Here is a 21,555-nt window from a genome sequence, read left to right as displayed (position 1 = left end):
CATCTCATCGCCTATCCATTTTTTATGATTTCATCATGTCCATGAATTTTTTCAATACTTTTTCGCTTTCGCTTGATAACGACGGCCAATCATATTTCAATTCTTTAATGTCTTCACGTGCTTTTGTCATTTTATTTTTATGTTCATCTTTATTAGCTGGAATTAAATAATGTGCATCGACTTGTTTTTGACCTTTATCACTTGTTACATAGTTCATATAATCTTTTGCTGCATCTTTATGTTTCGCAGATTTTAAAATGAAAGCGGGTCTCGGAGAGATCGATGTACCTGATTTCGGATAAGAAATATCAACAGGTTCTCCTTTTTTCTTCGCTTTATATACCATATAATCCACGCCACCATAAACTGCTTTATTTTCACCTTTAATAACAGTTTCTAATGCTGGTTTATTCGCCCCTGCTAACTTCATACCGTTATCTTTTAATGCTTTATATTCATCCCAAGCTGCTTGTCCTTGGTTATGTACTTTAATAGCTAATAAGTCTAATGCTGTGCCTGATTCTGAAGGGTTTGGAATTGCTAGTGCATCTTTATAGTCTTTTTTCAATAAGTCCTTCACATCTGTCGGTGCTTCTTTGACTTTGTCTGTATTATAAGAAATACCTAACGCACTGCCGCTGAAACCGTACCAATAACCGTCTTTATCTTGCCAATCTCTATACAATTTATCAGCACTTTTGACTTTATAAGGTTCAATCAATCCTTTTTTCTTATAGTCTAATGCTGCAGGTAAAGAAGCTAATTGCACGACATCGGCTTTCGGATTGTCTTTCTCAGCTTCTAAACGTCCTAAAATTTCACCTGTTGTCCCTTGGTAAACTTCTACTTTTTTACCAGACTCTTTTTCGTATTCTTTTACCATATCTTTAACTAAATCATCTGGACCTGCTGTATATAACACTAATTTATCTTTGCTGTTGCTGGACGAACTGCTATCAGAAGATGACTTCTTATCCTCTCCTTCCGGCTTATTTTGACAACCTGCCAACACCATTACTAATGCCATTAAGATTACACCGAACTGTATTAATCGCTTCATTTAAACATCCTCCATTTTGATTAAATATTCTTGCTTCACTTCAAATTCCAAATTGACTTGGTCACCTTCAGCATAAAATTTTCTGTCATAAAACATGACAATCATGTCGTTTATGTATGCTGTGTATTCGTAACGTTCACCTGTAAAACTGACTGTCGACACAACTGCATGTTGTCCTTTATGACTTGTATATACGTTTTCCGGACGTAACAGCAATCCGTAATATCCATCGTTAATATCTCCTTCAACATCTAAGAAAAGTGTATTTGCAGCTTCATTATCTTTTTCTTTTAAGTTCGTATCTGAAGTTGCTTTGAAATCAGATGGATTATCTTTTGTATCTCTATCTTTCTTAGAATCTCCTGCTAAATCTACAGCAGAGACAGCTGATAAGCGTTCTGGTGTTCCTTCTTCTGCCTCATCTATTACATTTTCTTTTTGGATGATAAATCGGTTTTCTTTCAATGTTCCTTTTACAAATGCACCCTTGCCGATAAAACGTGCGACTGCTTCACTTTGTGGTTTAGCGTATAAGTTTTCTGGAGTGTCGCATTGTTCAATACGGCCTTCTTGCATTACTGCGATTCGATCTGACATCGTCATGGCTTCATATTGATCATGTGTGACAAAAATGGCTGTCATGCCGTATTGTTTAACAAGTCGTTGAATCAATAAACGCATATCTTCTCGTAATCCGGCATCCAGTGCTGATAATGGTTCGTCCATTAAAACCAGGTCGCATCGCGAAATAATTGCACGTGCGAGTGAGACACGTTGTTGCTGTCCACCAGAGAGTTCATGTATTTTTCGTTTCTCATATCCTTCTAGACGTACTTCTTGCAATACCTCGCGTACTCTTTGCTTCAAGTTTTTGGTATCTTTTTTAACACGAAGCGGATAAGCTATATTTTCAAACACTGACATATGCGGCCATAAGGCAAAATCTTGGAATACCATACCTATATTACGCTTCGAGGGTGCAAGCATCTGAGTCGTGCCTTCATTTGAATAATACAGTTGTTCATCATTTTCAATCGTTCCGCTATCGGGTTGTTCTAATCCGGCAATCAAACGCAGCAATGTGGTTTTACCACTGCCGGATGCACCGAGTAATGAAATAAACTCCCCAGAGCCTACTTCCAGATTCACATTTCTGATCACATTTTGATTACCGAATGACTTTTTTAAATTGTGTATTTCAAGCGCCACTTCATTCACCTCATTTCATCCTCAACTATAAGCAACGGATATTAATGCATATTAAATACAGCGTTAACAAACCATCAATATTTTCAATGTATTATGTATATCGACATAGAATTTCTCTATTTTTACAAACTAGATTTTTCTTAAAGGAGTTTTATTGCTATGAATCTTAAACAGCTGATGATTTTCAAACAATTCGTTGAAGATCAAAATGTGAATGTAGTTGCTGAAAAACTCAATATTACCCAGCCGACTGTCACTTTTCATTTGAAAAACTTAAGCGAAACACATCAAGTTCCGCTTTATCATAAAAAGGGAAAATTGATTACTTTAACCAAAGCAGGACAGATTTTATATCAAAATAGTTCTAAAATCCTAACTTTAATAGAAGAAACAGAAAGTATATTAGGAGATTATAAAACATCTAAAAGAGGCAGTTTAAGAATCGGATCCAGTCATGCACCTATTTACGGTATGTTGCCGAAAGCCCTTAAAAGTTTTATGACTGAATACCAAGATATTGATGTTTCGTTAGAAGTAGATACAGCACCGCATACTGTAGAAAAGGTGAAGAATCGAGAAGTAGAGATTGGTGTCATTTCAGAGAACGGAATTCGAGAAAGAGAAGTTGAGGTAAAACGACTATTTGATGATCCGCTCATGTTAGCAATGGACAAGTCTCATCCGCTTGCACATTGTGATGATATTACAATAAAAGACATACAGAATTATCCGCTTATCATTCACAGCAGCGGTTCTACAAAAGACAGTATCGATGAATGGCAACATACAAATCTGATACAAATTAATCCTGTCATGCAATCTAATAGTATGAGTAGTTTAATTGAAACTATTCGTGACTCTCACTTCATCAGTTTGCTCAGTTCAAGTGCAGTCAATCATCCAGACATTATCGCAAAACCGATCCCTCATTCACCTGCTGAAAGACATATTTCAATTGTTTATAAATCTGATCGAGAGATTAATCCTATTATACAGAACTTTATCTCAACCCTTTATCAACTGCGGTAGCAAGGCTTTTTAACCCTCCCGACAGTCTAACTTCAGAGAAACGGAAGACTAACCTGTATAAAAGAAGCGAGGAAAAACATCTAATTATTAAACAGAAATTATTCTTTCTGCAAATAAAATTAAACAGGGCATGGACAGAAATCATTTTAATTCAATATCATTTCTATTCACGCCCTGCTTTTACTTTCTAATAATTGTTAAAAATCATATCTGTTTTTAGTTGGTCTTTAGTTTCATGAATACCCATAGAATCTAATTTTTTAATAATTGCTTGCTGTACTGTTTTTGCTTCAGCTTCACTTGAAACTTTTGCAGAAACCTCTACTACATTCTGATTACCGATATCCCAGTTTTCAATTTTTACTTTATTTCCATCAATATTACCTTTGTGTCGTTCAAAGTGAACAGGTCCAATCTTTTGAGGACTGCTTATTTTGTTTAATAATGCATCAAATGGTGCTTTAGCACTGCTTTTTAAAGCACTTAAACTTTGTTCAGCATTCGGTAAAGATGAACCGTTATTTGTTTCACTTTCATTTGATGCACTTAATGTTTGTCCGTTTTCTCCATATTCAACTTCATAATCATCTGTATTAAATCCATCTTTCTTAGCTTGTGCTATAGCTGCATCTGCATCTCCATTTGTAATAGGGTAACGCTTTTTATATTGTAATTCTGTTGAATCTTCATCTTCTGATTTGCGCACACGAAATGTTTCTTTATTGTTGTAATTTGTACGATTACTATCGTCTATGTACTGAACATTAAAATCCTCATCTTTGTCTTCAGAACCCAGTTGGTCTAATATCCCGTGATCAACATGTCGATTATCCTTAACAATCTTGTCTGCATTTGCATAAACCTTAACTTCATACTTATCGGCTGCTGCTTCACTTTGTGCATGAGGCATCAGCAGCAATAATGTACCAATTGCGATACTCCCTTTAATCATTATATTTTTCATTCTTTCTTCACCTCCACCTCATAGAGTAAAGAAAAAACATGAATTTCTATGCTGATATCTATGAAACCCATTTAAAATAAATAATACTTTTTCGATATAAACATTCAATCATTTTATATTTAATACCAATTTGATTTTTTAGGAAATATTTGACTATACTTAAAATAAGAAAAATAAAGAGAGGTAAATTCCGTATGCAAAATTTTCAAAACGGCATCGATTTCTTTAAGCAATTGATTCAGGGTAATGTTTCTTATTTATTAATAAGTATAATCGTGATTACTATACTTTTAGCTTCGCTAACCAGTGTGGCAGTTAAAAGTGCAGGAAATTCAGAAGAAAACCTAGTTGCTTTCTTTTTAAATCGTTAGGCGGAGAATTGATAGGTGTTATTATTTTCATTTACTTCTTTACTGCACTTGTCCCTTCAATCGCTAAAATCCCATTTCTAGATTTATTTTCTGCAAACCCGCTTATCTTAGGACAAGAAGCTATGATTTTTGTGATTACACTGGAAATATTAATTATTCCTAATCTAGTTTTAGCAATTGCTGATTCAGTCTTTAAAACTATATCCATAAGCATTATAAATTTCATATTGGCTTCACTTATTTTTTATGTGTTGATTACGCTAGCACCATTTAAGAATGTATTAAACATACCTTTTTTAATACTTATCTTAATCTTCATTACTGGATTTGCCAGTTACACAAGTTTTGTTTTAATTGATGAAATAAAAAAAGACAAAAAGAAAACTAAGAACGAATAAATGACGAGGAGGATTCTTACCAATTATGAATAATTGGCATAACGGTATTACTTTTATCTCTAAAATATTTACCGGACACGTTTCGATGACTTTATTAGGAGTTACATTATTGATGATGTTGCTATATACAATAATGGAATCTTATATATTGACCTATTATAAGGAGACATCACCTTCTTTTATCAACTCTTTCTTCACTACATTAGGCGAAGAATTTATTTTTGCTTTTGTATTTTTATGTGTAGCATTTGCATTATTCAGGAGTATTGAAAACCTTTCAATCTTCTCGTTACATACACATAATGTTGTTACCCTAGGCAATGCATTGCTGGTACTCTTAATTGTTATAGAAATCATTTTAATTCCTGGACTCATAGTCGCAATTAGTGGTTCAAGTATAAAACTTTATATCACTGCATTGATTCAATTCGGAATAGCATATGCTTTATTTACACCACTTATATCAGCCTTCAATATTAATAACCCATTCAATAATGCACTTACCGTTACAGCTTTAATTATCTGTACCTGGATTGCATCATTCTTCAGTTTCAATATGAAGAACGAACTCTATGAAGAAAATGAAGATGAACAGATACCTGAATAAAAGGAGGGCGCCCCTCCTTTTTGCTATCATCAAAATTAAGTTTATGCTATTCTATCGTAATGGCATATTGGAGAAACGGCCATAGTTGTTTGTGGCAAGTAAACAACGCTATAGTGTCTACGGAAGGTCGGCACTTGTACTAACTGGCATAGGCCTGTCTGTCGTTTGGCGTCTGGGCGCAAACGTAAAAAATCAAATGCTCAGTTAATCCTGTTAGTAGGACAATATGCCATGAATAAGTGTTGATCTATTTCAGATCAGCTCTTATTTTTTGTATTATTAAATAATTCATTATAAATAAACTTTTGATATACCAACTAATTTGACATGTCAACAATTTATGATAGTATCTAAAGGCGGAAGTAATTTTTCCACACTGTTGTATTATTCACATAGCAACCATTTCGTGGTTGCTTTTTTAAGTTCCCACTGATGATATAAATAATTATTCATATAAATAAAGAAAGGCAGAGTTAACCATGAAAATTAAATACATACTGTTGCTTGTTATGACTACAGTACTTTTAGCGGGTTGTGATTACTCAAAACCTGGAAACAGAACTGGTTTCTTCTATAACACATTCGCTAAACCAATGGATAATCTTTTACACTGGTTAGGTAATAATCTTAATCATGATTATGGACTAGCTATTATTATTATCGTATTGGCTATCCGTTTAATCATGTTGCCATTTATGTTGGGCCAAACTAAGAATGGTCAAATGATGCGTAAAGTAATGGATATTGCGAAACCTGAAATGAAAGAAGTTCAAGAAAAAGTTAAACGTGCGCGTACACAAGAAGAAAAAATGGCCGCTAACCAAGAAATGATGGAAGTTTATAAGAAATATGAATTGAATCCGATGAAGAGCATGTTAGGTTGCTTGCCTATTTTAATTCAAATGCCTGTCTTGTTCGGTTTATATGTTTCTCTTAAATGGCCTTCACATGGCGGTATTACAGCACATCCCGATTTCTTGTGGTTCGATTTAACAAAACCTGACATCTTAATTACAATTATTGCCGGTGTGCTTTACTTCTTACAATCACTTGTAAGTTTAGAGAATATGCCTAAAGAACAAAGACAAATGGGTTATATGATGATGATTATTTCTCCAATTTTCATTATCTATATCTCTTATACTTCTGCTTCAGCACTTGGTCTTTATTGGTCAGTATCAGCCATCTTCATGATTATTCAAACATTCGCAGCTAATAGATACTATGCAAAATACGCTGATCAAGAAGTAGCAAGATTGAAAGCAAAAATGAACAAAGATTCAGGCGAAGATAAAAAGCCTAAGAATACACAAGTTGTATCTAAAAAGAACAAGAAAAAGAAAAAATAATTCAATATAAAACAGCCTGGCAGCGCTATTACGTTGCCAGGCTGTTTTTATATTATTTTCGAATTAAAGCAATTATACCTGCGACTAAAATTAAAATACCAGATAAAATACCGAAGCCGCCCATCAAAATAAAGTTCAATAGTCCGCCAATAATCAAAATGATACCCATTGCGATACGATTTTTATTAATGATACAACTAATCACTATCGTTACAATACAAACAAAAATAACACCGATTGCTTGGCCAAATATCGAACCGCCATCTGCCTCTCCCAGGCTAGAACTGATACCGCCAAGCAGCAAACCAAATATGCCGGCGATAATACCGAATACACTACCCATAATACCAAGTACCATTTCGGCAACCCTATTTGTTGGTCTTGCCGCTCTCGCATCATACCTTTCATTTTCTCGATAATCATATCTCGGATGATGGTTGTCATGGTAGTGTCTATCTTCACGATTCACATATCTTGGATCACGTCTGTCTGTATATCTGTCATCTTGATAATTTTCATTTCTAGATTCACGTCGGTCATCGTGTCTTGTATGCTCTTGAGGGTTATCTCTTGAACCATAGCTTTCATTATTTCTTTCATCATGATTGTTATATCTTGATTCGCGTCTATCTACATAGTTGCCATCTTCAGAATTTCTATAGCTAGGTTCTTGTTTGGCATCACTTCTTGTATGCTCTTGACGGTTGTCTCTTGAACCATAGCTTTCATTGTTTCTTTCATCATGATTGCTATATCTTGGTTCGCGTCTATCTACATAGTTGCCATCTTCAGAATTTCTATAGTCAGATTCTTGTCTGGCATCACGTTCGGTTTCTTCACGATTTTCGTTTTTTGGTATCTGCCTGTCATCAATTGTTCCATTGTCATATTCATTATTTCTATTATTTTGATTTCTGTTATTTCGCTGTTCGTCCATAGTATCCCTCTTTCATTTTAATTTTAACTTTAGGCAAGTTGCTTAAAATTTCTATTCAGATACCCTGAACGCACAAATTTAATCCATTATTCTTCAGACATTACTGCTTCTTGTTTTTGTAATTCAGCTTCTTGTCTTGCCCATTCCTCTTCTTGCTTTTGAGCCGCCGCTGCTTCACGCGCTTCTTGTTCTTCTATGCGCTTTTGCTCAGCTTCATATGCTCTTTGATCGGCTGCTTCTTGTTTTTGGCGTTGTGCTTCTTCGCGTGCATATGCTTCATCTTGACGTTTCATCTCAGCATCGAATTCTTTATCTAAACGGTCTTGTTCTTTTTGCCATTCAGCTTCTTCTTTCTCTAATTGTTTTTGGTATTCTTCCTCATACTCTGCTCCGAGTTGTTCATATAACTTATCAACACGTGCCGCTAAATCATTATATTCTTTATTCGTTACACCACGTGTGACATGATTCATCTTTTCTCCATCCGTCAATGCATTGTATTCATCTACTAGCGCATTATATTCATCTGCTGTATATGGATAATCTTTACTCTCACTGCCATCATTTTTAGAACTGCTTGTCGTACTTACTTCAGTTTCATCACTGCTGCCATTGCCTTTTTTAATCATTGCTTTAGAGATATTCCACTTGGCTTTCACATTTTTCAAATTGAAATTAGCATCCATTTCTAATGTGTAAAAATTAGACTCCGGTACGTCATAAACTAAAGTTCCTGTTGCTGTGTTGCCTTGATTTAATTGATGAGAAAACATACCTTCTGTTCCATCTCCGCCATACCATTCAGGATAATTTTCACCACGTACCTTCATAGAAAATGCACTGTTATCAACTAATACTTGATCTTTATTATTGTTTTTGAATTTTAAATAAACCTTCAATACTTTGTCGTTTTCCGGTGCACTGTATTCATCATAATTCTCTACATATTCTGCTCTCATGACTTTAATATCTACACCATCAGCAGATACCGTTTAACCCACACGGAACAATTTCATTTTATTCGTTGCTTCGCCTCTTTCTTCGTCAGCTTCCGCTTTCTCTTCAGATTTATTGCCGCCACAAGCAGTTAATAAAAATAAAACACTTACCATTAAAAATAATAATCTCTTCACTTGTTTTTCTCCACCCTATTTGTATTTGTAAAGCTAACAAATAAATTATGACTTATGCCGCTAAATTATTTATATATGCTTATCTTATAATGTTTTTAACGAAAATCAAGACTTTTTCAATTTTTTGTGAAGATATAGTTAAATAACTCTAAACACTGATCTGATGCATTATAATTCAATGTGCAAGCATTCATATTTCAAACAATAATGAGTCATCACAAAGTTTTCATAATTTTCGTGATTATTCTTTTTTAAAAAGGAAATAATTATAACGGTGCATTTTAAAAGATAAAAATTTCCCCATAAACTAAATATTTTCATTTGTAAACAACCGAATAAACTTTGTAACTATATCGTCAATTTTATTGAAAAAAGCAAATAAATTATTATAAAAGTTGTTGACGAAACCAATAGAAAGCGTTTACAATAAATGTGAAATCAATCACAAAGAGGAGTTGTATGTATAATGCAAAACTTAAGAAACAGAAATTTCCTAACATTATTAGATTTTTCACAGAAAGAAGTTGAATTTTTACTTAATCTTTCAGAAGATTTGAAAAGAGCGAAATACGCAGGTATTGAGCAGCAGACGATGAAAGGAAAAAACATTGCATTAATTTTTGAAAAAGACTCAACTCGTACTCGTTGCGCATTTGAAGTTGCAGCTTACGACCAAGGCGCTCACGTTACTTACCTTGGACCTACAGGCAGCCAAATGGGTAAAAAAGAAACAGCAGCAGATACAGCACGCGTTTTAGGCGGCATGTATGACGGTATCGAATACCGCGGATTCTCTCAACGTACTGTTGAAACATTGGCTAAAGAATCAGGCGTTCCGGTATGGAACGGTTTAACAGACGAAGATCACCCGACTCAAGTATTGGCTGACTTCTTGACTGCTAAAGAAACATTGAAAAAACCTTATCACGAAATCAACTTCACATATGTCGGAGACGGACGCAACAACGTTGCGAACGCATTGATGGCAGGTGCTGCAATTATGGGTATGCGCTTCCACTTAGTATGTCCGAAAGAATTGAACCCGACTGATGAATTATTGAACCGCTGTAAAGAATTAGCTAAAGAAAACGGCGGCGAAATCTTGGTAACTGATGATATCGACAAAGGTGTTAAAGGATCTGACGTACTTTACACAGACGTTTGGGTATCTATGGGCGAACCTGACGAAGTTTGGGAAGAACGTATCAAATTATTGAAACCTTACCAAGTCAACCAAGAAATGATTGAAAAAACAGGCAATCCACGTGTTATCTTCGAACACTGCTTGCCATCATTCCACAACACTGACACTAAAATCGGCAAAGAAATTTATGACAAATACGGCTTGAAAGAAATGGAAGTTACAGACGAAGTCTTCGAAGGCAAACATTCTGTTGTATTCCAAGAAGCTGAAAACCGTATGCACACTATCAAAGCAGTAATGGTCGCTACTTTAGGCGATATTGGATAAGGGAGGACAAATAGAATGGCTAAAATCGTAGTAGCATTAGGCGGCAACGCATTAGGTAATTCCCCAGAAGAACAATTGAAACTTGTTGAAAATACAGCAAAATCATTAATCGCATTAGTTCAAAAAGGAAACGAAGTAGTCATCAGTCACGGTAACGGTCCGCAAGTCGGCAGTATCAACTTAGGATTGAACTACGCTGCTGAACACGAACAAGGCCCGCCATTCCCATTCCCAGAATGTGGCGCAATGAGCCAAGCTTATATCGGTTATCAACTACAACAAAGTTTGCAAAACGAATTGCATAACCTTGGTATTGAAAAACCAGTTGTAACATTAGTTACACAAACAGTTGTAGACAGAGATGACGAAGCATTCTCTAATCCAACAAAACCAATTGGTATGTTCTATGACAAAGAATTAGCAGATACAATCGCTAAAGAACGTCATTATACTTTCGTAGAAGATTCAGGACGCGGTTATCGTCGTGTTGTACCTTCTCCACAACCAATTGAAATCGTTGAATTACCAAGTATCGAAACTTTAATCAATTCTGGAAACTTAGTTATTTCAGCTGGTGGCGGCGGTATCCCTGTCGTTAAAGATGATAAAGGTGATCTGCATGGTGTAGACGCTGTTATCGACAAAGACAAATCAAGTGCCCTACTTGGTGCTGAATTGAAATCAGAACAATTGATTATCTTGACTGCAGTAGATTATATCTACATCAACTTCGGTAAAGATAATCAAGAACAATTAAAAGAAGTCACAGTCGATGAAATGAAGAAATACATTGATGAAGGCCAATTTGCTAAAGGCAGCATGTTGCCTAAAGTAGAAGCTTCAATCCAATTCATCGAAAACAACCCTAAAGGCGAAGTCATCATCACTTCATTAGATAAGTTAGATGACGCATTAGAAGGAAAAATAGGTACTGTGATTAAAAAATAAAACATAGGGAATTGACATGGAAAGCTTAAAAGTGTGACTCGTTTAAACATTATTACGCATAATGCCAGAAATCAGATGATTGAGAACACTTTAAACATCATAAATGTCTTGAACCTGCCTCATCTTAGAATCCGCACATCACAACTTCATTTTAATTAACAAGTGCCTGAACATGATTGAACAAATACATCCTTGTTACATCCTGTTCAGGCCTTTTTATAAATAAGGCCGTGCTCTAGTACTTAGGTTTTGGTATGAAACGTAGTGCTTTACCTCGAGAGTTGCACGTTGATTATTCTTAAGTGCTGCACGGTCTTCATTTTTAATAATTTGCATTCAAGCTCTATAACAAATCTGGTGACAGAATCCAGCTGTGATTTAAACACACTGCATTCTGAAAAAAATTTTGCGTCGAACACGAGAGTAACTTTACATCTTGTCATCTCATAGTCTTGTCGAGACACACAATTCCATGTATTTGATAGCATTTGAATTCAAGTTAACTGCAGCGCTATTTCCGAAATACAAATTACATATCGGCAATAAATTGCGCTCTGCCAAAAAGGAGATGACCATTATGGATAACACTGATCAAAGCAAACAAGCAACAAATGCACATGACAGCTCAGAACGGCCTAAGAAAAAAAAGAAATTCAAGCTTAGAATGCCTGGTGCCTTCGTAATCCTCTTTATTTTAACTGTAGCTGCTGTAATTGCTACATGGATTATTCCAGCAGGTGCCTATTCAAAACTGTCTTATGAACCAGGTGCTCAGCAATTAAAAATTGAGAACCCGCATAAAGAAATCAAGAAAGTGCCCGCCACTCAAAAAGAACTTGATAAGATGGGCGTTAAAATACAAATCGAACAATTCAAATCCGGTGCCATCAACAAACCGGTTTCAATTCCAGATACGTATGAACGATTAGATCAAAATCCAGCAGGACCTGGAGAAATCACTAATGCAATGGTAGAAGGAACAATTGAAGCAGTAGACATCATGGTCTTCATCTTTGTACTCGGAGGATTGATTGGAGTTGTAAGTGCCAGTGGTTCCTTCGAATCAGGATTGCTCGCTTTAACTAAGAAAACTAAAGGACATGAGTTCATGCTCATCTTCATGGTTTCTATCTTAATGGTATTAGGTGGTACCCTCTGCGGTATCGAGGAAGAAGCCGTGGCCTTCTATCCGATACTGGTGCCGATATTCATTGCCATGGGCTATGATTCCATTGTCTGTGTGGGTGCCATATTCTTAGCCAGCTCTGTAGGGACAACCTTCTCTACAATCAATCCATTCTCAGTAGTAATTGCCTCTAACGCAGCAGGTATTACATTTACTGAAGGTTTATACTGGCGTGTAGCAGGTTGTATCGTCGGTGCAATCTTTGTTATCGGTTACTTATACTGGTACTCTCAAAGAATCAAAAAAGATCCGAAACTATCTTATTCTTACGAAGATCGCAAGTCATTTGAAAAGCAATGGTCTGTTATGGGTAAAGACGCACATGCTGATAACTTCTCTTGGCGTAAGAAAATTATCTTGATTTTATTCGTTATCCCATTCCCATTAATGGTATGGGGCGTAATGACTCAAGGCTGGTGGTTCCCAGTCATGGCTTCAATGTTCTTAGCAGTTACAATTATCATCATGTTTATTGCAGGAACAGGTAAAAACGGTTTAGGTGAAAAAGGAACTGTAGATGCCTTTGTAAATGGTGCATCAAGCTTAGTTGGTGTATCACTCATCATCGGTTTAGCACGCGGTATCAACTTAGTTATGAACGAAGGTTTGATTTCAGATACTATCTTGCACTTCTCATCTACATTAGTACAAAACGTGAGCGGTCCGATATTTATCATTATTATCCTATTTATCTTCTTCTTCTTAGGATTTATCGTACCATCATCATCTGGTTTGGCTGTACTTGCAATGCCGATCTTCGCACCACTTGCGGATACAGTAGGTATTCCAAGATTCGTTATGGTTACAGCTTACCAATTCGGACAATACGCAATGTTGTTCTTAGCACCAACAGGTCTGGTAATGGCAACACTGCAAATGCTCGACATGAAGTACTCTCACTGGTTCCGTTTCGTATGGCCGGTTGTAGTCTTCGTACTCGTATTCGGTGGCGCAATGCTTGTCACACAAGTACTCGTTTACTCATAATTTAATAAAAACAAACCGATTATTACAGTTGAATGCAAACTGCGATAATCGGTTTTTCTTTCACTAAATAAGAGGGCTTTCGCCCTCTTATTCTGTCGTCTATTCTATTTTTTTCGACAAAAGTAATGAATGTGCTATCACACACTATCGTTAGTACTAATGGATTTTTAATAATAGATACCATATCAGTTATCCCACCTTGTTTAAATATGAATTCTTATACTTTAATACTCCTCTCTTCACTTGCGTAATAAGCGATGAACAACAAAGCTTATAAAACAGCAGTTTTTTTATATAAATGTTTTCTCTATTTATTTCTTTGTTAGTAATAGATTTCCTTATTTAAATTAAACTAATCATCAATTATAAAAAAAGAGAGACTAATTTTAATTTAGTCTCTCATTGTAGTTCAAATTTTTAATTATTATAAAAAGTCATATGCTTTTCATCATTTTGATAATAGCTCAATCTATCATCTAAAGTTCCTGTATGATGGTCTAATTTATGGTCATCTGGATCTTTGAAGTATATTTATTTTTTATCTCTAGGAGAGTCCTTCATAATTTTAACCCCGTAAGATTTCAAAATGCTTGTCTATTCAGATAAAAACTTCCTAATGCGTACAACAAGAAAAAGTAATTGCGATATACCGAATTAATTAATATAATTATATTAATTTAACGATTGTTAAATTTGTAGGTGAATCGATTAAAATTACCATTCAATTCGACCACTCATTTTTAGTATTTAGAAATTTAATTTTCAAATCACACCTAAGAGAGGAATAGCAACTATGAAAGTGACGTATGTAGCAGTGTTTTATAAGTATAATCCTGATTTGGAGGGACAATATTTCTTTGTGGACTTTGATTTTCGTGAATTTAGGGAATTGCTTCCACCAGTAGAGATGTTAGAAGTTGAAGATTGTTTAGGGTTCATTTTAGCGAAGTACAAAGAATTAAATCATCCGCTTCCCCCTTCTACTCCTATCAACCAAATCTTCATGGAAGATTCGGTACTATATGAAAAAAGAGAAATCACGATTGAATTAAATGACTATACGGGCACTAAAAAACGCCCACCTAAAAAATTCATTCCTAAAGAACTCTATCGTTTTGAGATGAGTGAACAAGAAAAATTCCGTCGGCAACGCGAACGAGATTGGCAAAAGAAAGCTTTCGAAGAACTGAAAAATGTAGAAGGTGAACATGTCGGTTTTATGTCTGGCCGCCCTTGGTTACCAAGAGGTGATGAAACGATTTACGTAGAAGATGAAAATTCTATTTAAAATTAGGGACAATCACTTAATAATATCTTCTTTCTATATCTAAAATGAAACGCTGCAATCCTTATCCAGATTGCAGCGCTTTATTTATACAGTGTTATATTTTTAAACGATATATCAAAAATCTATCTATTATCCCCAAATTTCAAGCAATACTTTCGCAAAGCCCTCTGGTTTTTGAACATAACCTAAATGACCACCTGGAATTTCGATAATGTTAATACCAAGTTCTGAAGCAAGGTAGTCATTCACTTCTTGAGGGAAAGAATTATGTGAATCGGTACCATTTAACAATGTGATACGATCTGCATAGGGTTTTAAATCTTTTATCGCAATATCTGATGATGTATACTGACGAATTTCATACATAAACCAATTCTGCATTTCTTGCACTCGTTGTGCTGAAATTTCTTCATTATCATTATTAGATGAGCTGCTCATCATTTCACGATCAATAGGTGCCACATTTAATGCATCAAAGAACACTTTCATTGCTGCCGGCATGCCGTCTTCTTCTTCTATATCTACAATTTCAGCATTTTTATCTTGCCAGAATTTTGCATCAGGTAAGAATGTATTAATCGGCGGCTCATGAAAGGCAATTTTTTTCACAACTTCAGGATGTTCTTTTAAGACATGCATGGCTACGATAGAACCTGAACTTGAACCTAATACATAAACAGGTGTATCGCCGCTTTCATGTTCGGCAATTTCAGCAATATCTTGCGCATCGCGCTTCACGCGGTATTGACTGTCAGGACTTGAAACTTCTGCAGGCAACGGCGCTGTTAATGTACTTTTTCCAAATCCACGACGATCCACAGCAATTACTGTAAAATGGTCTGCAAGTTGCTTTGCAAGCGGCATATAAATATCACCTGTACCATTTGCACCTGGAATTAAAATTAATACCGGTCCTTTGCCGACTTTATGATAACGGACGTCTGCCCCTGTTAATTGTAATGTTTCCATGATTTTTTGTTCCTCGCTTTACTTGTTGTTAGTTTTTCTAATGTCACAATTGTAATGCTTATTCAATTTGTTATGTGGGGTATTATCTCACTTTAACTAGTGTATTGCTTGTTTATTGCTCATATATGAGATTATCTTAAGATTGTTCTGTATCAATATTGAAAAGTTTTTCAGCGTTCTTATACGCAATCTTTTCTTTTTCTTCTTCAGTTAGGCCTAATGTATCTAAAAATGTAGAAACATCGTCTGGTTTAATGTAGGGATAATCTACTGCATATAAAATTTTATCAATACCAAAATAATGACGTACCATGTCAAACTGCGGTTTAGTAAACATTCCGCTTGGTGTAATATAGAAATGTTTTTCAAAGTAAGTACTGATTGGATGTTCTAACTTACTGTCTAATAAAGCTTGATCCATACGTTCTAAGAAGAACGGAACAAACTCGCCCCAGTGACCAATAATCATTTCTAAATTCGGATAACGGTCAAACAATCCTGAAAGTACAAGTCTAACTGCATGCACGCCTACATCTGTATGCCATCCATAACCGAAACATGCAAAAGTTGAGGAAGTCACTTCATCATAAGATGGACTCTTATAATAAGATTGATAAATTTCTGGCGTTACTGGTGCTGGATGTAAATAAATCGGTGCATTCAATTCAGATGCTGCTTTAAAAATCGGCTCGTATTGTGGATGGTCTAAGAAAGTACCATCATGCCCTCGTCCAGCAATCAAAGCCCCTTTCATACCTAATTCATTTATACATCTACGGAATTCTTCAGCAGCTGCTTCAGGCTCGTTAATTGGTAATACCGCAAATCCTTGAAAACGTGTCGGACGTAATTCTACATATTCATGAAGCACGTCATTATAAAGTTGGCATAACTCGATTGCTTTCTCTCCTGTTAAATTAGAAGGCGGATTATTGCCGTATGACAAGATTTGCATACGGATGTCATTATCATTCATGAATTTGATGCGTTTTTTATGTTCATCCAAATCATCTTCATGCGCAAATCCTGTTTTTTCTTCTAATGCAGCAAGCATTGTCTTTAAAGGTACGCCGTCTGGATCTGGTTTATTTAATTCCATTATTGCTTCTTGTACATCTGTTAGTATAAAATGTTCTTCAGTTGTAATACTTTGCATGTTAAAATCATCCTCTCTCATATACTTATCAATATTACTTTCCCATTATAAAAAGATAATATTCGAAGCAATCAAATACATAATCAATATCGCTTGTTTAAGATATAGATACCAAAGTATGTTGAAGCTATTTAAAAATTTTTATTGCAATCTCGAAAAAAATCTTATATCTTTAATGTAAGCGTTTACAATATAACGAACACATCTCTATATATTAGAGTAAGAGATATAGATTATTTTTATAAAGATTTTTAATACAACCTGGAGGTAAACGGATGAAGACACACAGCAGAAGTGCCCACGAACCCGCTTATTTAAGGATTGCATATATTTTAATCTGGGTCAGTGCAGGCTTACTTGTTATTTTGACAGTATTAAATCGTATAGACTATGTTCTAGCAGCCCAACATATTGTGTTATTTAAAGGTGTACGCCTATTATTAATCGGCAGTATAGTCGTCACAATTTGGAAGCGTCATAAAATGTTATCTGCCATCGGGATTTTAATGATGATTGTGGTAACAATTCAATAAAGCTTGTTTCACGTAGAACAATGAAACAAGACAATATATTGAAAAGATATTTGCTTACTAGTATTGGCTAGTAGGGTTTTTTAGAATGTAGAGTAAGAAACCGCAATTTTAAATACAACGGACAACATGATTAAATATAAACTCATTTAAGTTAACGGGTGTATATCATTTAGTGTTCGAATGTGCTAAAGTAGCATAGATATTTAAAAGGAGGACTCTTATTATGATTAATGCGAAAGAATACTTTTTTCCATCAATGGTCATGAAGCGACGATCGATGAAGTAAATGATTGGGAATTTAAACGCTTAAAGAAAAACTTTAAGTTTTTCCAAAAACATTCAGATGCAGAAATTCATCCTAAAGTGTCTCAATGGATTACAAATAAAGATATTCAAGCTTTAAATGACGAACTAGTCAAAGTCAAAATGGATTTGGGATTTGACCGTTTAAGACGCGTATTAGAACGTAGATGCCAAATTGGCGATAAGGTTTCTGGATTTGCGGCTAAATTTGCACGTGGTAAAAGAAAATTCAGTATCACGGAAATTTACGTTCCTCACAGTAAATTGACTCCTGAAGAAGTCATGGACCGTATTACTGAAGTCATGATGGAACAAAGCGATGCTCATGATAAAATAAATATCGGTGCGAATCCGGACCATTATGTCTTGCTTGGATTAACACCTACTATTCAAGAGGTATTAGAAACAACTGGCGGCTCTCCACTTCCAACACATTTCTACGCACACTATGGTGATACAACAGGATTACAATCTCGCAAATCTACAGATTACCCTGTTGAATTAGCAGGTGCTGCGAAAGATAAAAACGGCAACATCATCGGTGGTATGCGCCACCAAGTTAAAAAAGAAAATGACGGATTCCGTTTCAAAGCCTTAGTTGAATTTCCGAGTATGGTACCAGATTCTATGGTGAAAGCTCACCAATGGCATTTAGCATGTGAATTTGGCCACTGGATTAGTGCTATTTTAGACGAAGCATAACAAATACAATATGTAAGACCCCGCTCCAATGTGTCAGCGGGGTCTTTTCTAATTTAATAATACATTCAAGAACGAGTCCTATTCATTCTCTAATTGTTGGATATATTTATCCAACTCTTCTTTTTCCTCTTTTGTAAACTCTGGAAACTGTGGATTAATTTTTTCTAACGTTTCAATCATCACTTTTGTAATTACCGCACGTGCATACCAAGGGTTATCAGCTGGCAATACATACCAAGGTGCCCATGATGTTGAAGTTTCATTAATCATATCCGCAAAGATATCTTGATAATCATCCCAATATTGACGTTCTTTCACATCATTAAATGAAAATTCCCAGTTTTTCTTCGGATCTTTCATACGTTCAAGCAATCTGTCACGTTGTTCTTCTTTAAACATATTAAAGAAAAATTTGATAACGTGGAATCCATTTTCTTCTAAATAACGTTCATGATCATTAATTTGGCGATAACGTAATTTCCATAAATCTGCATCATTTTGAATTTGATCTTTATGTTCTTTTCCTAATAAGTCATGTACACGTGTCACAATAACATCTTCATAATAAGAACGATTTAATAATGATATTTCTCCACGTTGCGGTTTACCTCGATGCAGACGCCATAAGTAATCATGTTTTTCTTCTTCTTCACTCGGTTGTCCAAACGAAGTGGTTTTGAGTCCTTGCGCATTTAAATTTGAAAAAATATAGCTGATTGCTTCATCTTTCCCAGCTGCATCCATTGCTTGCAGCACTACCATAATTCCGTCCTTCTCTTCTGCAAACAATCGTAAATGCAAATCTTGAAGCAAGTCTACTAATTCTGGAATAACATCATTACGAATCTCTTCTTCATTTTCTTGTGTCTCTACACGATGAGGATAATCTTTAAATTTAAATTCTTTTTGTACTGGTACTTTATAATCATTTATGTTTATATCCACGTTGAATCTTCCTCTCTTAAATTGAGATTGTTATTTGATGAATACCTTCCACTTGGTAAACAATTTAAACATGCATATTTAACTTCGTTAAACTGTTAAACCCTTTTGCAACTTATCCTGATAACACACTAAAGTGAAATTGTGTGCAATCTCGCTCATATTTTACTCTGCTTAAAAATTTTTAAAATTTTTTTCGAAGGTGAAAAAGGTGTCAAAATAGATTTAAATTTAATTTTTCAGAATAATCAAAAGACTTGATATAACGGCGTTTGTAGCCTTTTCAGAAATGACATTGTTCTTTCAGAAAACACAAACCCGAGTAGTACGGTGCGAAAAATCCGATAAGGAAAGTGTTGAAAGCGGTTTCTTATTTATGTATGATTACACTAAACAAACATAAGGGGTGTGGTTTATGTTATGCAAAGTAAGAAAGAGAAGAATGCAAATGTAGAAAATGAGGAAACTGTTGAAAAGGAACGAAAGCCATTAGGGGTAGGCGCATCGATATTAACACTCGGTATTATGATTGCAGCAATGTTATTTACGGTGGCGGTATTGAAAAAAGAACCGCATATTCCGTTAATGATCGGTACAGCTGTAGCAATCGGAGTTACGATGCTGCATGGTTACAAGTTCGATGAAGTTGAAGAGATGATGTATAAAGGGATTAGACACGCTTTACCGGCAATTGTCATTATCATCTTAGTTGGTTTGATTATCGGTTCTTGGATTGGCAGCGGTGTCGTTGCGACAATGATTTATTATGGACTGCAATTAATTGATCCTGGCTATTTCTTAGCTGTGGTCGTTATATTATGTAGTATCGTTGCGTTAGCAATCGGTAGTTCTTGGTCCACTATGGCAACTGTGGGGGTTGCTTCAATGGGTATTGGTATCAGTATGGGTATCTCTCCTGGTATGGTTGCAGGTGCTGTTATCTGCGGATCTTACTTCGGTGATAAAATGAGTCCTTTATCTGATACTACAAACTTAGCTTCTGGTTTAACTAATGTCGATTTATTCGATCACATTAAACATATGATGTATACAACGATTCCAGCACTCGTTATTACATTAATTACTTTCTTCTTCTTAGGGCAGCGCTTCGGTAATAAACATTTTGACGCTAAGAATATTGAGAAAATTTTGAATACAATGCAAGACAACTTTGTAATTTCACCTTGGTTACTTTTAATTCCGCTTGCAGTCATTGTATTAGTTGTCTTTAAAGTACCTGCTATTCCAGCAATTTGTGTTGGAATTGTTTTAGGTTTCTTTGCGCAAATCTTCGTACAAGGCGGCTCATTAACTGAAGCACTCACTGCATTGCAAACAGGTTATACAATGGATTCTGGTAATAAAATGGTAGATGAATTATTTAACCGCGGTGGTTTGGAATCTATGTTCTATACGATATCTTTAACACTTGTCGCAATGACATTCGGTGGTGTACTTGAATATTCAGGTATGTTATCAGCATTAATCAATGTAATCTTGAAATTCGCAAAAAATACAGGTTCATTGATTGCTTCTGTTATCGTATCTTGTATCGGTACAAACTTTACTTGTTCAGAACAATACATCTCTATCATCGTACCAGGCCGTATGTATGCACAAGCTTTCAAAGATAAAGGTTTACATGCTAAAAACTTGTCTCGTGCATTAGAAGACGGCGGTACACTGACTTCTGTCTTCGTTCCATGGAATACTTGCGGTGTGTTTATCGCATCAACATTAGGAGTGACTGTCTTTGAATATGCGCCGTTTGCGATATTGAACTTCTTAGTACCAATCATTTCAATCATCTTCGCATATACAGGCTTCAAAATTATTAAGCTGCCGAAAGAAGACACTGAAGGTGCTGATGTTAGAAAAAAGGCGCCGTTACCTAAGGATGCAGACTTAGCTTAAACTGCTCGATGAATACATTATTTTATATGCGTTAGTAACGTTTTGAAGATCAGTTTATGATTTTTAGCTATCTAGAGCTCTTTGCACTCATTGAAAGTG

21 protein-coding genes and 1 pseudogene are annotated in these 21,555 nt (G+C 35.4%); 12 read left to right on the top strand and 10 right to left on the bottom strand.

The window, feature by feature from the left end:
* Window positions 1-22: 22 nt before the first annotated feature.
* Together A4G25_RS08960 and A4G25_RS08955 are read right to left on the bottom strand one after the other, a co-directional pair.
* Window positions 23-1,060: an ABC transporter substrate-binding protein gene (locus A4G25_RS08960; RefSeq protein ID WP_047130947.1), complete on the bottom strand. Its 1,038-nt coding sequence runs from the start codon at window positions 1,058-1,060 to the stop codon at window positions 23-25.
* Entirely contained in the window at window positions 1,061-2,278 is a 1,218-nt protein-coding gene (locus A4G25_RS08955; RefSeq protein ID WP_064773670.1) for an ABC transporter ATP-binding protein, read from the bottom strand.
* A 150-nt stretch (window positions 2,279-2,428) separates the two neighbouring features.
* Here A4G25_RS08955 and A4G25_RS08950 point away from each other — a divergent pair, with 150 nt between their 5' ends.
* Window positions 2,429-3,298 carry a LysR family transcriptional regulator gene (locus tag A4G25_RS08950; protein WP_047130948.1) on the top strand — a complete coding sequence of 290 codons (870 nt, stop codon included), beginning with the start codon at window positions 2,429-2,431 and terminating at the stop codon, window positions 3,296-3,298.
* 187 nt (window positions 3,299-3,485) lie between these two features.
* Here A4G25_RS08950 and A4G25_RS08945 read toward each other — a convergent pair whose 3' ends face one another.
* Entirely contained in the window at window positions 3,486-4,262 is a 777-nt protein-coding gene (locus A4G25_RS08945; RefSeq protein ID WP_047130949.1) for a CYTH domain-containing protein, read from the bottom strand.
* A gap of 194 nt (window positions 4,263-4,456) precedes the next feature.
* Between A4G25_RS08945 and A4G25_RS13060 the strand changes: the two genes are divergently transcribed.
* The 4 genes from A4G25_RS13060 (at window position 4,457) to yidC (ending at window position 6,987) form a co-directional block, all read left to right on the top strand.
* A complete protein-coding gene (locus tag A4G25_RS13060; protein WP_167542107.1) occupies window positions 4,457-4,633 on the top strand; it encodes a hypothetical protein in 177 nt (58 codons plus the stop codon).
* 8 nt (window positions 4,634-4,641) lie between these two features.
* On the top strand, window positions 4,642-5,031 hold the full coding sequence (locus A4G25_RS08940) for a hypothetical protein (protein ID WP_063164636.1): 390 nt from the start codon (window positions 4,642-4,644) through the stop codon (window positions 5,029-5,031).
* A gap of 25 nt (window positions 5,032-5,056) precedes the next feature.
* Entirely contained in the window at window positions 5,057-5,638 is a 582-nt protein-coding gene (locus A4G25_RS08935) for a hypothetical protein (RefSeq protein WP_047130951.1), read from the top strand.
* A 479-nt stretch (window positions 5,639-6,117) separates the two neighbouring features.
* Window positions 6,118-6,987: a membrane protein insertase YidC gene (gene yidC, locus A4G25_RS08930; protein WP_047130952.1), complete on the top strand. Its 870-nt coding sequence runs from the start codon at window positions 6,118-6,120 to the stop codon at window positions 6,985-6,987.
* Between the two features lie 52 nt (window positions 6,988-7,039).
* On the opposite strand, the gene A4G25_RS13340 is transcribed toward yidC, so the two are convergent.
* The 3 genes from A4G25_RS13340 to A4G25_RS13265 all read right to left on the bottom strand — a co-directional run bounded on the left by A4G25_RS13340 (window position 7,040) and on the right by A4G25_RS13265 (window position 9,057).
* Complete coding sequence (locus A4G25_RS13340; protein WP_313955114.1) at window positions 7,040-7,924, bottom strand: DUF4064 domain-containing protein; 885 nt, start codon at window positions 7,922-7,924, stop codon at window positions 7,040-7,042.
* An 86-nt stretch (window positions 7,925-8,010) separates the two neighbouring features.
* Complete coding sequence (locus tag A4G25_RS08920) at window positions 8,011-8,883, bottom strand: DUF4352 domain-containing protein (RefSeq protein WP_047130953.1); 873 nt, start codon at window positions 8,881-8,883, stop codon at window positions 8,011-8,013.
* A 33-nt stretch (window positions 8,884-8,916) separates the two neighbouring features.
* Window positions 8,917-9,057: a hypothetical protein gene (locus tag A4G25_RS13265; RefSeq protein ID WP_232011942.1), complete on the bottom strand. Its 141-nt coding sequence runs from the start codon at window positions 9,055-9,057 to the stop codon at window positions 8,917-8,919.
* Window positions 9,058-9,523: 466 nt separating this feature from the next.
* Here A4G25_RS13265 and argF point away from each other — a divergent pair, with 466 nt between their 5' ends.
* The 3 genes from argF to A4G25_RS08905 all read left to right on the top strand — a co-directional run bounded on the left by argF (window position 9,524) and on the right by A4G25_RS08905 (window position 13,649).
* Window positions 9,524-10,528, top strand: a complete 1,005-nt coding sequence (argF, locus tag A4G25_RS08915; protein ID WP_063164635.1) for an ornithine carbamoyltransferase — start codon at window positions 9,524-9,526, stop codon at window positions 10,526-10,528.
* A 15-nt stretch (window positions 10,529-10,543) separates the two neighbouring features.
* A complete protein-coding gene (gene arcC / locus A4G25_RS08910) occupies window positions 10,544-11,476 on the top strand; it encodes a carbamate kinase (RefSeq protein WP_047133083.1) in 933 nt (310 codons plus the stop codon).
* A 577-nt stretch (window positions 11,477-12,053) separates the two neighbouring features.
* Window positions 12,054-13,649, top strand: a complete 1,596-nt coding sequence (locus A4G25_RS08905; protein ID WP_047133082.1) for a YfcC family protein — start codon at window positions 12,054-12,056, stop codon at window positions 13,647-13,649.
* Between the two features lie 417 nt (window positions 13,650-14,066).
* On the opposite strand, the pseudogene A4G25_RS13260 reads toward A4G25_RS08905, so the two are convergent.
* Window positions 14,067-14,180, bottom strand: a pseudogene (locus A4G25_RS13260) (metallothiol transferase FosB); the annotation flags it as partial.
* Between the two features lie 262 nt (window positions 14,181-14,442).
* Between A4G25_RS13260 and A4G25_RS08900 the strand changes: the two are divergent.
* Window positions 14,443-14,937 carry a hypothetical protein gene (locus A4G25_RS08900; protein WP_047133081.1) on the top strand — a complete coding sequence of 165 codons (495 nt, stop codon included), beginning with the start codon at window positions 14,443-14,445 and terminating at the stop codon, window positions 14,935-14,937.
* A 129-nt stretch (window positions 14,938-15,066) separates the two neighbouring features.
* Here the strand turns inward: A4G25_RS08900 and A4G25_RS08895 are convergent, their stop codons facing one another.
* Both A4G25_RS08895 and A4G25_RS08890 read right to left on the bottom strand, forming a co-directional pair.
* Complete coding sequence (locus A4G25_RS08895) at window positions 15,067-15,906, bottom strand: alpha/beta fold hydrolase (protein ID WP_047133080.1); 840 nt, start codon at window positions 15,904-15,906, stop codon at window positions 15,067-15,069.
* Window positions 15,907-16,042: 136 nt separating this feature from the next.
* The gene (locus A4G25_RS08890) at window positions 16,043-17,062 is read right to left on the bottom strand and encodes an amidohydrolase family protein (protein WP_047133079.1); all 1,020 of its coding nucleotides are present in this window, start codon (window positions 17,060-17,062) and stop codon (window positions 16,043-16,045) included.
* Between the two features lie 275 nt (window positions 17,063-17,337).
* On the opposite strand from A4G25_RS08890, the gene A4G25_RS08885 reads away from it, so the two are divergent.
* The gene (locus tag A4G25_RS08885; protein WP_047133078.1) at window positions 17,338-17,595 is read left to right on the top strand and encodes a hypothetical protein; all 258 of its coding nucleotides are present in this window, start codon (window positions 17,338-17,340) and stop codon (window positions 17,593-17,595) included.
* A gap of 363 nt (window positions 17,596-17,958) precedes the next feature.
* Window positions 17,959-18,600, top strand: a complete 642-nt coding sequence (locus tag A4G25_RS08880) for a hypothetical protein (RefSeq protein WP_052766790.1) — start codon at window positions 17,959-17,961, stop codon at window positions 18,598-18,600.
* Window positions 18,601-18,678: 78 nt separating this feature from the next.
* Here A4G25_RS08880 and A4G25_RS08875 read toward each other — a convergent pair whose 3' ends face one another.
* Window positions 18,679-19,545, bottom strand: a complete 867-nt coding sequence (locus A4G25_RS08875) for a PPK2 family polyphosphate kinase (RefSeq protein ID WP_232011941.1) — start codon at window positions 19,543-19,545, stop codon at window positions 18,679-18,681.
* 417 nt (window positions 19,546-19,962) lie between these two features.
* On the opposite strand from A4G25_RS08875, the gene nhaC reads away from it, so the two are divergent.
* Window positions 19,963-21,456 carry a Na+/H+ antiporter NhaC gene (nhaC, locus tag A4G25_RS08870; RefSeq protein WP_047133077.1) on the top strand — a complete coding sequence of 498 codons (1,494 nt, stop codon included), beginning with the start codon at window positions 19,963-19,965 and terminating at the stop codon, window positions 21,454-21,456.
* Window positions 21,457-21,555 lie beyond the last annotated feature (99 nt).

Source organism: Staphylococcus condimenti (assembly GCF_001618885.1).
In the GTDB taxonomy this organism is placed as follows: Bacteria; Bacillota; Bacilli; order Staphylococcales; family Staphylococcaceae; genus Staphylococcus; species Staphylococcus condimenti.
This window is presented reverse-complemented; position numbering and strand designations above follow the sequence as displayed.